Origin of the sequence: Sporosarcina sp. USHLN248 (genome assembly GCF_037144575.1) — a bacterium.
In the GTDB taxonomy this organism is placed as follows: Bacteria; Bacillota; Bacilli; order Bacillales_A; family Planococcaceae; genus Sporosarcina; species Sporosarcina contaminans.
On record NZ_JBBCZC010000001.1, the window covers coordinates 171,174 to 185,103 of the forward strand.

The following is a 13,930-nucleotide window of genomic DNA, read 5'->3' on the forward strand; positions in this document are numbered from 1 at the left end:
TTTGCCGGCTGTTTTTTATTCGAGATGTGAAACTTCGGAATTGTATGGTAAAATGGCAATTGTATAATAGTTAGGCGGAGGGGGAGTATTATGGGGGTACGAACAAATGAAGAGGTAACAATCGAAAATTTTCATGGAACTGAAGTAGCAGATCCATATCGATGGCTGGAAAATCCGAATGATGAGAAAGTCAAGCAGTGGGTAGATGAGCAAAATGCTGTTACAAAAGAATTTTTATCGTCATATGAACAAAGGGAGCAAATAAAAGAGAAGCTAACAAGCCTCTGGAATTATCCAAAGTATTCAGTGCCGCATAAAGAGGGTGAATACTACTATTTTCATAAAAATGATGGCCTTCAAAACCAAGCCGTATTTTATCGGACGAAGGATCTTGAATCAGAGGATTTAGAAACGGTCTTAGATCCAAATACGATAAATGAAGAAGGAACTGCTGCGATTACAAATCTCTCCTTCACAAAAGACGGAAGGCGTTTGGCGTATGGAATTTCGTTGAACGGAAGCGACTGGCAGGAAATACGCGTTAAAAATTTGGAGACGATGGTGGATGAACCTGATCTTCTCCGTTGGTGCAAGTTTAGCAGCATCGCATGGAATGAGGAAGGAACCGGATTTTATTATAACCGTTTTCCCGAGCCGGGCACTGTTTCTGCAGGAGATGAAAGCAATTATAATAAAGTCTACTATCATAAAGTCGGTACTTCACAAGATGATGATTCATTAATATACGAAGACCCTAAAAACAAGGAATTGTCGTTCAATCCTTCCTATTCGGATGACTATCGATATTTACTATTAACAGTGTGGAAAGGGACGGAAAATAAGAGCCGCATTTATTATAAAGATTTGATAGAAGGCGGCGAATTCATCCATTTGCTTGCAAAAGATGATGGGGAATATAGTTTTATAGGAAATGACGGTAAGACTTTCTATTTTGTGACGAATCATGACGCACCAAAAGAGAAGATCATTGCTGTTCATTTGGATCATCCTGAAAAAGAAAATTGGAAAGATGTAATTAGCGAGCAAGAAGACGTTCTTTCATTCGCGAAGATGATTAACAACCAATTTGTCGTCTGTTATTTGCACAATGCGTATTATAAATTAAAAGTATTTTCAACAACTGGAAAACTTCTAAACGAAGTTCCATTACCGGATTTTATATCGATTTCGAATGTTACAGGAAAAAAAGAGGAAGATGTAATGTACATCGGCTATACGTCGTATTTGACCCCTCTTACGATTGCAAAATATTCCTTTGAAAATAGTAATTTGCAAACAATCTTTGAGCAAGTGGAGTTGTTCGATACAACTGATTATGAAACAATTCAAGTGTTTTATCCATCGAAAGACGGAACAAAAATTCCGATGTTCCTCACATGCCGAAAAGGACTGCAATTGAACGGGGAAAACCCGGTGCTTCTTTATGGCTATGGAGGCTTTAATGTGAGTTTGACTCCATCATTTTCACCGGCACAACGATTATGGATTGAACAGGGAGGCATTTACGCGGTTGCTAATTTACGCGGCGGCGGTGAGTTTGGAGAAGAATGGTATAAAGCTGGAACATTGGAAAACAAACAAAATGTATTCGATGATTTTATTGCAGCTGCTGAGTGGTTAATTGCGAAAAACTATACGAAAACAGCGAAGCTTGCCATTATGGGAGGCAGCAACGGTGGACTGTTGGTCGGTGCATGCATGACGCAGCGTCCAGACTTGTATGGAGCCGCAGTATGTCAAGTGCCGGTTACGGATATGTTGCGCTACCATAAATTCACGGTCGGGAGATATTGGGTAACGGACTATGGCAATGCAGAAGAGAATCCGGAGCATTTTGAGTTTATGTACAAATATTCTCCATTGCATAATGTGAAAAACGGAACGGCCTATCCGCCAACACTTATTACAACTGCTGATACAGATGATCGAGTTGTCCCATTGCATGCGAAAAAATTTGCTGCGACATTGCAGGAAGCTCACATTGGTGACAATCCAATTTTATTGCGCGTCGAAAAAAATGCAGGCCACGGGCTCGGTAAACCGACCGTTAAAATCATCGAAGAACTGACGGATGTTTATACTTTCTTGAATAAAACATTGAATAACAAATTTGACATAGAAACAGGCTACCAATGATGAAGGTAGCCTGTTTTGTTTAGGTTCTTGTAAGTCTATACTATCATTACGTTAATAAACCGTTCTCGTGCAAAGTAAGTGAGTGTCCCGCGCTGTTCGAATGCAGTACGTGCCAGTAAACAACCGACCTAAGCCAGTAATGCTGTAAAACACGTCAATAAACGGCTCTAATGCACCAGTAAATCAAGCAGTCACGCCAGTAAGTGAGTAGCCTGCGCCAGTAATAGAACAGCTGTGCGAGTTATGCATTTACTGTCCTAACTTCAAGTTTCCATCTGCTCTATAGTTATTGCCCCACATGTTGTTATCGATTTCTTTCCCATATACGCAATGATGGGTAAGGATCAAATGACCATTCGATTCGCCCGTTGTATTTATACATGCCGTAATGGAGGTGTGGAGGGAATTTTCCAGATGTGCCTTCTTTTCCGTAGCCAGAACTGCCGACGAAGCCGATGAGTGTGCCTGGTTCGACGATATCGCCTTCTTTTATTCCTTTATCATAATACGCCAAGTGGGCAAAGTAATGATACGTATTATGGTTGTCCCGGATACCGATGCGCCAACCGCCATAATCGTTCCAGCCCATAATTTCAATGACACCGTATGAAGTGGACAATACGGGAACGCCATAGCCGGCGAAAATATCTGTACCTTCGTGAATTCTTCTGCCGCCCCAGCCGCGGCTTGAACCCCATGTTCCACGGTATGTGTAATGATGGCCTTTAGCTATTGGAAATGTATGTTCATCCAAGTTGATTGTTTCAAAATGCTCATACAACTGAGCGATTGTGTAAATTTGTTTGACTGTATCTTCACGTTTGTAATATTGCCATAAAGCAGCTTTGAATTCGTTTTCTGATGGGCCGAACTGGCGCAAATGATTAGCCATTGTCATTAATACATCTTCAGGTTGATTGAAATCAGCGACTCCATCTCCGTTTCCATCTACGCCATGTCCTCCGAAAAATGCAATGGAGTCAGGGTCGGTATCCTTGAGATGAGGGTTCAATGCTCCTCTCCAATATTCATCTGAAAATAGGATGGCAATTAATCCATCTTTCTTCGGAAGATCGTTCCGTACTTGCTGGATATTCCGTTCGTATTGGTCAATGGCAGCTAAATGATACCATGGCACTATTTCATCAGCGAATTGAAAATAAAGCGCCATGCGTTGGTCGTAAATTTCCTCTTGAGTCAATTCTTGCGAAGAGGAGACAGAAGGCATAAAAAATAATACAAACATAATGATAATAGAGATGTATATACAATGGCGGCTCAAGAGAAACCCTCCTTTTTCATTCACTATGTTTCCCCGTTTTGCAAATTTCATGAATTGTACCTTCAGGGAGAAAGAGATAGAATGAACTTAGGTAAAGAAAGAAGGAGCTGATAGGAATGGAGAAGTTGCAATCGAAAGAGCAATTTGAGCAATTGAAAAATGAGGAAAGAACTATTTTTATGTTTTCGGCGGATTGGTGTCCAGATTGCCGTGTCATCGAACCGATTCTACCTCAAATCGAAGCGGATTATCCGGAATATGAATTTATTTATGTCGATCGAGATGAATTTATTGAAATTTGTCAGGAGATGGACATTTTCGGAATTCCAAGCTTTATCGCTTTCCATAATGGGGAAGAGGCAGGAAGATTTGTAAGCAAGGATCGTAAAACGAAAGAGGAAATTGAATCGTTTATTGACAGTTGCTCAGCATAATTAAAAAGATATCGATCCAGTCTATTGTGGATCGATATCTTTTTTTATGGAAAAAATGAAACCATTTCCTCCGGGAAATCGGTAAAAATCGCTTGCACTTTTGCTTCTTTTAATAGAGCGGCATGTTCTGGATCATTCACTGTAAAAGCCCGAATAGGCACTTGCTGTTTGATTATTTCTTGCATAGATGGTCGAAGTGCAGTCGGAAAGAGAAGATGAAAAGCATCTGCCGGTATTTGTTGTAAATAGGAAAGTGGATTCACTAACACTTCCATAACAAGTGCTCCCGTTTCGATTTGTGGCATTAAATTTTTAGCTGTTTGGATTGCGCTATGATCGAAGGAAGAAAGAATCACTCTCGATTCAATTCCCCTTTCTTGAATAATGTCCAATACTTTTTCTACCATGCCATCATAAGGGAAAATATCCGATTTTAGCTCAATATTAAGCAAATGTTCCGTTCGTGAAAATACATCTAATACTTCGGGAAGGGTTGGGATTTTTTCACCGCTGAAATCAGGGGAAAACCAACTGCCAAAGTCAAATTCTTTTAGCTCGGATAAAGTTAAATCTTTAATGAACCCCGATCCATTCGATGTTCGATCTATCGATTCATCATGGATGACAACAAGTTGTCCATCAAATGTCATATGAACATCGAATTCTACACCTCTCACTGGAAGGCGCGCCGCTTCTTTAAAAGCGGCAATCGTATTTTCGGGAAAATTGCCTGAAGCACCCCGATGGGCGAAAATATCCATCAATGCTCCCCCTCGATCATTTCCATTGCTCTTTCTTTTCTGCGATTTCTTTTTTTAAGATTTCCGCACCTTTAGGACTGATATACATGCCATTAGAAAGCCGTTTGTTTTCAGGAGTAATTTCACCAGTGACGATACAAGCTTCATCTACAACATATTTTCTTAACACAATCATATCGTCATCAACGAATATTTCCATTGGTGCACCTTTCTCTAACTTTAACGTATTTCTAAGTTCTTTAGGAATAACGATACGTCCTAAGTGATCGATTTTCCTTACAATCCCTAAACTTCGCATAATATCCTCCCTCACATTTGGTTTTCTTGTAATCAAGTATACTAAAGTTTTATAAAAGATACAAAATATAGAATAGTATATATTTATTTTTCCTATTTATACTATTCCTTTTATAAAGGTTTTAAAACTTCATACTCATTGAAAGTATTTGATTAGTAGGTGAGCTTTTGAAAATAGTTATAAAAAGGCTAATTTCTGTTAGAATAAGTAAGTCTAAGAAAGGAGAAATTACGATGTCATTCATTCATAAAAAATCCGTTGTATTTGACTATATACAAATTATTATCGGTTCTGCTTTTGTTGGCTTGGCTTTTAACATTTTCTTGCTTCCATCGAAAATTGCTGCTGGAGGCGTTTCAGGAATTAGCACCATTCTATATGAATTATTCGGTTATGAGCCTGCGTACGTCCAATGGCTTATTAATATTCCGCTAATCGTTTTAGGCTTGATTTTAGTTGGAAAGGAATTTAGCGCCAAAACAATTGTCGGTACATTTTTTGTTCCATTTGTCATTTGGCTATCGAAAGATTTGTCGGTCAATATTGACAATCCATTGCTAAGCTCTATTTACGGCGGTATTTTGCTCGGTATCGGACTCGGAATTGTTTATCGGGGAAATGGGTCAACTGGGGGAACGGCGTTAATTGCTCAAATTCTGAAGAAATATACCGGAATTTCAAGCGGTTTCTCACAGCTCATCGTAGATGGGATCGTTGTTGTCACATCAGCTTTTGTCTTTAATTTTGAATTAGCTTTATATGCATTAATGTCAATCTATGTGACGAGTAAAGTAATCGACTTCGTACAGCTACAAACATCACCGACAAAATTAGTTTTGATCATTACCGAAAATGAAAAGAAAATTAAGTCCATCATACAAAATGAAATCGATCGTGGATTTACAAAAGTGAAATCGACCGGGGGATATTCCGACAATGAGAAAACGATGATCTTATGTGTCGTCGAACAGTCTGAGGCAGTTTATTTGAAAAAACTGTTGCAAACTGCAGAGCCGTCTTCATTTGTTATTTTCCTCAATGCATCTGAAATATTAGGATTAGGCTTTTCGAAAGCAAAAATCAGCCAATAGCCGCTGCCGGAAAATAGATGTATACAAAGTTATGAAAAATGGTATAATGGTCTTCAATTGAATAATTCTTATCAAGAGAAGCTGAGGGATTTGGCCCAATGACGCTTCAGCAACCTCTGCGATTGCAGGAAGGTGCTACCTCCAACAAGACGTTCGGTTTTCCGAACGATCGGCTTGCCAATGCGAGCTAATTCTTGAAAGATAAGAACGATGAAGCTGACAGAAACCCTCGTTCCTATCTAACGGAATGAGGGTTTTATTTTGGTTTTGTAGCTTTTTTAGAAAAAGGGGGAAAAGACATTGCCGATCAACATTCCATATAATTTGCCAGCACGTGAATTGTTGAAAGAAGAGAAAATATTCATTATGGACGAAAAAAGAGCAACAAGCCAAGATATACGTCCTTTGAATATCATAATTTTAAATTTGATGCCTGAAAAGGAAAAAACGGAATTGCAACTTTTGAGATTGTTAGGAAATACACCTTTGCAAGTGAATGTATCGTTTTTGAATACAGCTACCTACGAATCAAAAAATGTTAGCAAAAGCCATTTGGATGCTTTCTACTCGACTTTCGACCAAGTCCGACATAGAAAATATGATGGCTTGATCGTTACGGGTGCCCCAATTGAGCATTTGCCTTTTGAAGAAGTCGCCTATTGGAATGAACTCCAGCGCATTATGGATTGGTCGACAACAAATGTCACATCCTCTCTCCATATTTGTTGGGGAGCACAAGCGGCATTGTATCATCATTACGGCATACAAAAACATAGATTGCCCGCAAAATTATCAGGGGTTTTTCATCATACTTTATCAGATCAAACGGTAAAGTTGACTCAAGGATTTAACGATATTTTTGAAGCGCCACATTCGAGGTATACGACAGTATCGATTGAAGAAATCGAAAAAAATCCGGGGCTTCATCTTCAATCTGTCTCGGAAGAAGCCGGAGCTTTCATCGTGTTGTCGAATGACGGTAAGCAAATTATGATTACTGGACATCTTGAATATGATGCTTCAACGCTATCCGAAGAGTATGAACGCGATGTTAAAAAAGGTATTGAAGTGAATGTTCCGAAAAATTACTTCCCAAATGATGATCCATCTCAAAAGCCATTGAATACTTGGCGATCCCATACGCATTTGTTGTTCTCTAATTGGCTAAATTATTATGTTTACCAAGAAACACCGTATCATTGGAATTAAACATTGCAAGCCATCCGCTAAGCTGGATGGCTTTTTTTATCAAAAATTAAATACTCGTTACGAAGAGAAAGATTCTCTCGCATAATAAACTATATTGGTGACACACTACTTTTCAAGTGGAGGTGTCCAATTCATGAATATGGATGAATTTTTCGAGTTTAGTTTTTGGGAAATGATCATTAGAGCAACGATTGCTTTTGCTGTGCTCTTAGTATTGGCAAGATTGATGGGGAAAAAACAAATATCACAATTGACATTTTTCCATTACGTTACAGGAATTACAATCGGTTCAATTGCGGCGGATATTGCAGGGGAATCGGAAACGCCTTTTATGAATGGTTTAATTGCAATGATTTGGTGGGCATTGTTAACTTTGCTCATGAATTATATTGCTCTCAAATCGAAAAAAGCGAGAGTGTTATTGGATGATACACCATCGATTCTCATTCACGAAGGTCGACTGAATGAACAGGAAATGAAAAAAGTAAGAATGACTTTGAATGATTTAAATATGATGCTTCGAGAACAAAGCGTTTTTTCTGTCTCAGATGTAAATTATGCGATTCTCGAAACGAACGGCAAACTAAGTGTATTGAAAAAGGCGGGGCAGGAAGCGGCCACTAAAACAGATGTGAAAGCTTCCGCAAAAGATCCGAAATATATTCCAACTGAGATCATTTCCGATGGGAAATTGATTCAAAAAAATTTAACGGAACTTAATTTAACGGAAGAATGGGTCATGAAACAGTTGAAAAAGAAAGGCATCGGCCAAATCGATCAAGTTTACTATGCAGAAGTATATGGTGATGGAAGCTTATTCGTCGATGAAAAAGATGATTGATCGTTATCCGATAGGGACCGCAGGAAGCATTGAGACGCCTGACTCAATTGCAGCTTTACTTACAGCCTTCGACACTTCTGTGACAACTCGTTCGTCGAATGGGTCGGGAATAATAGTATCTTCGCTCAGTTCCATATCCGTTACTAAAGAGGCGATAGCGAAAGTCGCTGCCATTTTCATATGCTCATTTATTTCCTTTGCTCGTACATCAAGCGCCCCTCTAAAAATGCCAGGGAATGCCAAAACATTATTCACTTGGTTCGGATAATCGGACCTGCCGGTTGCAATAATGCGTGCACCATATTCCTTGGCAACAATCGGCATAATTTCTGGAACCGGATTGGCCAAGCCGAATATAATCGGATTTTCTGCCATACTTTGGACCAGCTCTTTCGTCAATAAATTCGCTACGGAAACACCAATGAATACATCTGCATCCGAAAGGGCATCTGCCAATGTACCGGTTAGATCGGTTGGGTTTGTCATTTGGGCAATTTCTGTCTTTATGTGATTCATTCCATAGGGACGATTGTTGTAGATCACTCCTTTAGAATCGCAAATTGTAACATGGTTGCATCCGAGGTTCAAAAGTTGCTTTACGATTGCAATTCCTGCTGCACCAGCTCCATTGACAACGATTTTAACATTGCTGACCGATTTATTGACGATTTTTAAAGCATTTAATAGCCCCGCAGCAACGACGATTGCTGTGCCATGCTGATCATCGTGGAATACCGGTATTGCACATTCTTTCCGTAAGCGCTCCTCTATTTCAAAGCATCGGGGTGCTGATATATCCTCTAAATTAATGGCACCAAATGTAGGGCTTATTTTTTTGATTGTGTCCACGATTTCGTCGATGTTTTGTGTAGAAAGGCAAATTGGAAAAGCATCTACGTCGGCAAACTTTTTCAACAACAATGCTTTTCCTTCCATAACCGGCAGAGCCGCTTCCGGTCCAATATCGCCAAGGCCTAATACGGCACTGCCATCCGTTACAATAGCCACTAAATTACCTTTAATTGTGTAGTCATACACACTCTCCATATTTTTCGAGATTTCAATGCATGGTTCAGCAACACCCGGAGAATAAGCGAAGCTTAAATCCACTTTATTCTCCAAAGGGACAGTTGAAATGATTTCCATTTTTCCCTTGTGAAGCCTATGCATTTCAAGCGATGAATGATACCCTTTATTCAAATTATCCACTCTCCTTTTGAATTTTTGGAATATAGTTATAAATTATTACCACATTCTACTGAAATTGCAATAGCGAATAGTAAGTCAAGTCGTAAAATTATGTTTATTTAAGCGTTTACATTCCTATTGTAATAAGCTTGCTGGTAATGAAAACTTTTTTTGCAATGGCTTTGCACATATGTTAATATGAATGACAGTCATTCATTGTGAAGGGAGATCATTAAATGGATAAAAAAAGCAAGATTGTCCTATCGGCTATAGAAGTTTTCAGGCAAATTGGCATAGAGAAGACAAAAATCTCCGATATTGTAAAAGCAGCGGGAATTGCTCAAGGTACATTTTATTTGTATTTCCCTTCAAAATTATCATTAATGCCGGCTATAGCGGAAGTAATGGTAGAAAAGACAATGGAAATTGTCAAAGATCAAGTGGATGAGCAACAAGACATTTCTGTGCAAATGAAGCAACTGATCGATGCAATTTTCAAAGTGAATGAGGAGTACCATGAAATCCAAGCGCTTATTTATTCGGGACTTGCTTCTACTGAACATTTGAAGGAGTGGGAAACTGTTTATGCGCCATTTTATAATTGGATTAGCGAAGGATTGAAAAAGGCGAAAATGGAAGGGAAGATTCGCCAGACAATTCAGCCAGACAGAACTGCAAAGCTGATTATAGGACTTATTGAATCGGCTGCAGAGCAAATTTATCTATATGATGTGAATAAAGAAGACGAGGCGAAAATTCAAAAGGCAGAGGTATATGAGTTTTTAAAACATGCCTTATCAATTGGTTAAGTTTTTTCACATTAAAATGAATGACATTCAGTCATAATTAGGAGTTTTATTATGAATAAATCATGGATCTATGTGGGTTTAACAAGTTTTTTCGAATTAGTATGGATTTTTGGGTTTAACGTAGCAAGTGTGTGGTGGCATTGGATTCCGATTGTAATTTTCATTTTCATCGATTTTCATTGCTTGGCGAAAGCTTGCGAAAATTTGCCGACTGGCACAGTGTACGCTATTTTTGCCGCTATTGGCACAGTCGGTACAGCTTTAATGGACGTGTTCTTCTTCGGTGAAAGTTTAAGTGGCGGGAAAATATTGTTCATTGCCATTTTAGTGATCGGCGTCATCGGGTTGAATTTATCCGATGCCCGAGAGAATAAAACTGAGAAAGGAACTGTTCAATAATGGGTTGGCTATATGTAATAGCAGCGTCAATCAGTGAATTTATAGGAGTCATTGGATTAAATCAGTATAGTGAAAAGAAAACTTTATGGCATGCGCTTCTATATGGAGGAGGATTTGGGGGCGCTTTTGCTTTTTTATATTTTTCATTCAACTACTTACAAGTGAGCACTGCATATGCCGTTTGGATCGGGGTCGGTACAGCAGGTGCAGTATTCATAAATATGGTGTTTTTCGGTGAGTCGAAAAGCTTCGGTAGGATTTTCAGTGTAATGCTCATTATTATCGGCGTTGTCGGATTAAAAGCACTATCGTAATAAAGCCTGAATTTGTCAAATGAGCATTGTTTAGTGGATAATGAACAAAGTGAAGGAGGTTTTAGTATGAAGAATAAAGATCGTACCTTCAGCTATCGTGCTACCGAAGAGAGCGAACTATTGCCTTTATTGCTAAACATCATATCCAATAAAAGCCGAAATTCGATTAAATCTATTTTAGCAAGAGGACAAGTTTCTGTAGATGGACAATCGATTACAAAGCACAATTATCTTGTCCAGGCTGGCCAGTTAGTGGAAATAGTGGACAATTGGGCGGCTATTGGTGAAAGCAGCTTATCAGGCATTTCGATTCTTTTTGAAGATGAAGACATACTTGTCATAGAGAAGGAAGCAGGTTTGCTTACGGTGGCAGGTAAGGATAAAAGTGAACGCACGGCTTATAGTGAATTGATGAATTATGTGAAGCAAATAAATCCGCGCAACCGCATTTTTATCGTTCATCGTTTGGATCGCGATACATCAGGCGTGCTCATTTTTGCAAAAAGCGAAGAGGTTAAAAAACAGCTGCAAGATAATTGGGATGACGTTGTAAAGGAACGTTTGTATACTGCGTTAGTGGAAGGGAATTTGAAAAAGGAAAAGGGTACAATTCAATCCTATCTGAAGGAAACGAGGACTTATAAAGTATACTCAAACCCGACAGATAATGGGGGACAGCTATCGATAACCCATTTCCGTAAAATTAGAGGGAATCGACAGTTCACTTTAGTTGCAGTTGAACTCGAAACAGGAAGGAAAAATCAAATACGAGTTCATATGCAAGACATTGGACATCCGGTTGTGGGCGATAAGAAGTATGGTTCTACAGTCAATCCGATCAAACGATTAGGATTGCATGCGACTGCTTTGACAATACTTCATCCGCGGACAGGTGAAATTATGCGTTTTGAATGTGAAGTACCTACAAGTTTTGTGAAAAAATCATTATAAATAGCAGAGGAAGCTCTCCGGAACATCCGGTGCTCCTCTGCTTTTTTATTGCGCATTTGCATGTTTGTTCAGCGTCATTATTGGATCTGTTGGTTTGGTAATCCTGGCTGGCCAGCAGTTGCATATGAGTTGAGCACTTGCTGCATATCTTGCTCTGTAAGCTGCGGAACTTGATAGTAATGATGTTTGTTTTGGTATATCGATAACTCATACGCCATTTCAATACAGTTTGGTACTGAATCGGCTAATACCCGTCTGACAACCGGATTTGTCGTTTCGAGTGCAGCGGTCGTCTTTGCGGTTGCAGAAGTTTTCGCTGCGCCTAAAAGAAATCCTGATATCATTTCATCAGTAATTTCATTAGCGTTTTGGATCGGCTTTTTAGGCTGTGAAGGCTTCATTCCATAAATGAAATCATTTCCTGTCTTCATTTTGTACGATCCAGTTGGATGAGATGGATCTTTACCGGTTTTAAAACATTCGACAGTAATATTGTACTCGTCTAATGTGAACCGATATTGGCGATCTAAAATGTCGAGTAGCTCGGGGTCTTTTACATGGGGACGTAGAATCATCGCCTGATTTAGTGCGGCAATTGTTCCAGACAACACTTCATGGACATCGAATAATTCATGTCCGCCGTGGTTCATTTGAGGCGGCACTTTTCCGGTTTGCATATTTTGATGCGTTTCACCGAATTGATTTTGCATGAATGTATACCCTCCTTATGATGACTTTCAAAATCGTATGTAGTATGGCTATTTAACGAAGCATTATGCACAATTTTAGAGTTGTATTTGTTAAAAGCGCATATTTATCGGTAAATGAAAATACGATGGAGTAGAGGATAATTTGTCGATGAAAGGCAGAGGATAATTATGCAAATCCATGTAGTGCAAAGAGGACAAAGTTTGTATGGAATTGGTCAAGCATATGGCATACCCTATGAGGAAATTGCACTTGCAAATGAACTAGTGGATCCTTCCCGCATTACAGTCGGGCAAGCTCTTGTCATTCCGATCACTGGAAATTATCATTATGTGCAACCTGGACAATCATTATATATAATATCGAGAATGTATGGCATGTCAGTTGCAGAATTGGCAGCAGTTAATGGAATTTCTCCGACAGGTATTTTACATGTCGGTCAACGACTCTATATTCCACCAAGACCGAAAAAAGAAATTGAGGTTTTTTTGTATGTAGAGCCAAGAAATCCTGTTAGCGAGACGATGATCAATGAAGTGAGAGCGCGTCTAAGAAATATAACCTATCTCGGCATGTTCAGTTATGAACCACAAAGGGACGGAACATTGAAGCCGCCTCCGCAATCGACCATTACTGAAATTGCTACAGCAGGTGGAGTGTTAAATGCAATGGTCGTCAGCAACTTGGAAAACTTTGCTTTTAGTGCCGATTTGGCTCATGAATTGTTTACAAATCAAACGGCACAAAATAGGCTTTTCGAAAATATTGTTCAAACTGCCAAACGAAATAATTTCAGTGATATCCATTTCGACTTTGAATTTTTAAGGCCAGCAGATCGGGAATTATATAATGGTTTTTTGAGAAATGCACGTTCGAGATTCCATTCCGCAGGTCTCACTATATCGACAGCACTTGCTCCAAAAACATCAGACGCTCCAACTGGTATATATGGAGCAATCGATTATAGAGCTCATGGAGAAATTTGCGATTTTGTTACTTTGATGACGTATGAATGGGGCTACTCTTATAGTGAGCCACAAGCTGTGAGCCCAATCAATCAAGTGCGCCGAGTTGTAGAATATGCAGTGAGCGTCATTCCGAGAGATAAGATTTTCTTAGGGCAAAATTTATACGGCTATGATTGGACCTATCCATATCCGCCTGAGAGTGGCGTAGCAGCCAGGGCATTAAGCCCGCAGCAGGCTGTAAACTTGGCAATCCAAGTAAACGCGGCTATCCAATATGATGAAGTTGCCCAGGCGCCATATTTCCTTTATTGGGATAGCGACGGCGTTAGACATGATGTTTGGTTTGAAGATGCAAGAAGCATACAAGCGAAGTTCAATTTGCTGAAAGAATTTAATTTGCGAGGGATGATGTATTGGAAATTAGGTTTAGCATTCCCGCAAAATTGGCTATTGCTCATGGATAATTTTACAATTCGAAAAGGATGAGTAAACGTTGAAAGGCTGTCGGGACAGAATTATC

15 protein-coding genes and 1 riboswitch are annotated in these 13,930 nt (G+C 39.3%); of the genes, 10 read left to right on the top strand and 5 right to left on the bottom strand.

Going from position 1 to position 13,930, the window contains the following annotated elements:
- Window positions 1-90: 90 nt before the first annotated feature.
- Window positions 91-2,157, top strand: coding sequence for a prolyl oligopeptidase family serine peptidase (locus WFH04_RS00770; RefSeq protein WP_336822135.1), 2,067 nt, complete (start codon window positions 91-93; stop codon window positions 2,155-2,157).
- Window positions 2,158-2,461: 304 nt separating this feature from the next.
- On the opposite strand, the gene WFH04_RS00775 is transcribed toward WFH04_RS00770, so the two are convergent.
- A complete protein-coding gene (locus WFH04_RS00775; RefSeq protein ID WP_381481592.1) occupies window positions 2,462-3,439 on the bottom strand; it encodes a M23 family metallopeptidase in 978 nt (325 codons plus the stop codon).
- Window positions 3,440-3,555: 116 nt separating this feature from the next.
- On the opposite strand from WFH04_RS00775, the gene WFH04_RS00780 reads away from it, so the two are divergent.
- The gene (locus WFH04_RS00780; RefSeq protein ID WP_336822136.1) at window positions 3,556-3,873 is read left to right on the top strand and encodes a thioredoxin family protein; all 318 of its coding nucleotides are present in this window, start codon (window positions 3,556-3,558) and stop codon (window positions 3,871-3,873) included.
- Window positions 3,874-3,917: 44 nt separating this feature from the next.
- Here the strand turns inward: WFH04_RS00780 and WFH04_RS00785 are convergent, their stop codons facing one another.
- The gene (locus WFH04_RS00785; RefSeq protein ID WP_336822137.1) at window positions 3,918-4,634 is read right to left on the bottom strand and encodes a glycerophosphodiester phosphodiesterase; all 717 of its coding nucleotides are present in this window, start codon (window positions 4,632-4,634) and stop codon (window positions 3,918-3,920) included.
- Window positions 4,635-4,650: 16 nt separating this feature from the next.
- Window positions 4,651-4,932: an AbrB/MazE/SpoVT family DNA-binding domain-containing protein gene (locus tag WFH04_RS00790; RefSeq protein WP_336822138.1), complete on the bottom strand. Its 282-nt coding sequence runs from the start codon at window positions 4,930-4,932 to the stop codon at window positions 4,651-4,653.
- Window positions 4,933-5,165: 233 nt separating this feature from the next.
- Here WFH04_RS00790 and WFH04_RS00795 point away from each other — a divergent pair, with 233 nt between their 5' ends.
- From WFH04_RS00795 to WFH04_RS00805, 3 genes are all read left to right on the top strand, one after another.
- Window positions 5,166-6,023, top strand: a complete 858-nt coding sequence (locus tag WFH04_RS00795; protein ID WP_336822139.1) for a YitT family protein — start codon at window positions 5,166-5,168, stop codon at window positions 6,021-6,023.
- 65 nt (window positions 6,024-6,088) lie between these two features.
- A riboswitch (SAM riboswitch) is annotated at window positions 6,089-6,231 on the top strand.
- A gap of 92 nt (window positions 6,232-6,323) precedes the next feature.
- Complete coding sequence (metA, locus tag WFH04_RS00800) at window positions 6,324-7,232, top strand: homoserine O-acetyltransferase MetA (RefSeq protein WP_336822140.1); 909 nt, start codon at window positions 6,324-6,326, stop codon at window positions 7,230-7,232.
- A 139-nt stretch (window positions 7,233-7,371) separates the two neighbouring features.
- A complete protein-coding gene (locus tag WFH04_RS00805) occupies window positions 7,372-8,073 on the top strand; it encodes a YetF domain-containing protein (protein ID WP_336822184.1) in 702 nt (233 codons plus the stop codon).
- Between the two features lie 3 nt (window positions 8,074-8,076).
- Here the strand turns inward: WFH04_RS00805 and WFH04_RS00810 are convergent, their stop codons facing one another.
- On the bottom strand, window positions 8,077-9,243 hold the full coding sequence (locus WFH04_RS00810; RefSeq protein ID WP_336822185.1) for an NAD(P)-dependent malic enzyme: 1,167 nt from the start codon (window positions 9,241-9,243) through the stop codon (window positions 8,077-8,079).
- A 254-nt stretch (window positions 9,244-9,497) separates the two neighbouring features.
- Here WFH04_RS00810 and WFH04_RS00815 point away from each other — a divergent pair, with 254 nt between their 5' ends.
- The 4 genes from WFH04_RS00815 (at window position 9,498) to WFH04_RS00830 (ending at window position 11,734) form a co-directional block, all read left to right on the top strand.
- Entirely contained in the window at window positions 9,498-10,070 is a 573-nt protein-coding gene (locus tag WFH04_RS00815) for a TetR/AcrR family transcriptional regulator (RefSeq protein WP_336822141.1), read from the top strand.
- A 51-nt stretch (window positions 10,071-10,121) separates the two neighbouring features.
- A complete protein-coding gene (locus WFH04_RS00820) occupies window positions 10,122-10,469 on the top strand; it encodes a DMT family transporter (RefSeq protein ID WP_336822142.1) in 348 nt (115 codons plus the stop codon).
- Window positions 10,469-10,783 (top strand): DMT family transporter, encoded by a 315-nt coding sequence (locus WFH04_RS00825; RefSeq protein WP_336822143.1) that lies wholly within the window; start codon window positions 10,469-10,471, stop codon window positions 10,781-10,783. Before WFH04_RS00820 ends, WFH04_RS00825 begins: the two co-directional genes overlap by 1 nt.
- Before the next feature lie 66 nt (window positions 10,784-10,849).
- Window positions 10,850-11,734 (top strand): RluA family pseudouridine synthase, encoded by an 885-nt coding sequence (locus tag WFH04_RS00830; RefSeq protein WP_336822144.1) that lies wholly within the window; start codon window positions 10,850-10,852, stop codon window positions 11,732-11,734.
- A 77-nt stretch (window positions 11,735-11,811) separates the two neighbouring features.
- Here WFH04_RS00830 and WFH04_RS00835 read toward each other — a convergent pair whose 3' ends face one another.
- Complete coding sequence (locus WFH04_RS00835; protein ID WP_336822145.1) at window positions 11,812-12,444, bottom strand: spore coat protein; 633 nt, start codon at window positions 12,442-12,444, stop codon at window positions 11,812-11,814.
- A 168-nt stretch (window positions 12,445-12,612) separates the two neighbouring features.
- On the opposite strand from WFH04_RS00835, the gene WFH04_RS00840 reads away from it, so the two are divergent.
- On the top strand, window positions 12,613-13,896 hold the full coding sequence (locus tag WFH04_RS00840; RefSeq protein ID WP_336822146.1) for a glycoside hydrolase family 18 protein: 1,284 nt from the start codon (window positions 12,613-12,615) through the stop codon (window positions 13,894-13,896).
- The last annotated feature ends 34 nt before the right edge of the window (window positions 13,897-13,930 follow it).

Coding starts and splice junctions, on each gene's coding strand:
- WFH04_RS00770 (WP_336822135.1), top strand. CDS start 91: ATGGGGGTACGAACAAATGAAGAGGTAACAATCGAAAATTTTCATGGA.
- WFH04_RS00780 (WP_336822136.1), top strand. CDS start 3,556: ATGGAGAAGTTGCAATCGAAAGAGCAATTTGAGCAATTGAAAAATGAG.
- WFH04_RS00785 (WP_336822137.1), bottom strand. CDS start 4,634: ATGGATATTTTCGCCCATCGGGGTGCTTCAGGCAATTTTCCCGAAAAT.
- WFH04_RS00790 (WP_336822138.1), bottom strand. CDS start 4,932: ATGCGAAGTTTAGGGATTGTAAGGAAAATCGATCACTTAGGACGTATC.
- WFH04_RS00795 (WP_336822139.1), top strand. CDS start 5,166: ATGTCATTCATTCATAAAAAATCCGTTGTATTTGACTATATACAAATT.
- WFH04_RS00805 (WP_336822184.1), top strand. CDS start 7,372: ATGGATGAATTTTTCGAGTTTAGTTTTTGGGAAATGATCATTAGAGCA.
- WFH04_RS00810 (WP_336822185.1), bottom strand. CDS start 9,243: ATGCATAGGCTTCACAAGGGAAAAATGGAAATCATTTCAACTGTCCCT.
- WFH04_RS00815 (WP_336822141.1), top strand. CDS start 9,498: ATGGATAAAAAAAGCAAGATTGTCCTATCGGCTATAGAAGTTTTCAGG.
- WFH04_RS00820 (WP_336822142.1), top strand. CDS start 10,122: ATGAATAAATCATGGATCTATGTGGGTTTAACAAGTTTTTTCGAATTA.
- WFH04_RS00825 (WP_336822143.1), top strand. CDS start 10,469: ATGGGTTGGCTATATGTAATAGCAGCGTCAATCAGTGAATTTATAGGA.
- WFH04_RS00830 (WP_336822144.1), top strand. CDS start 10,850: ATGAAGAATAAAGATCGTACCTTCAGCTATCGTGCTACCGAAGAGAGC.
- WFH04_RS00835 (WP_336822145.1), bottom strand. CDS start 12,444: ATGCAAAATCAATTCGGTGAAACGCATCAAAATATGCAAACCGGAAAA.
- WFH04_RS00840 (WP_336822146.1), top strand. CDS start 12,613: ATGCAAATCCATGTAGTGCAAAGAGGACAAAGTTTGTATGGAATTGGT.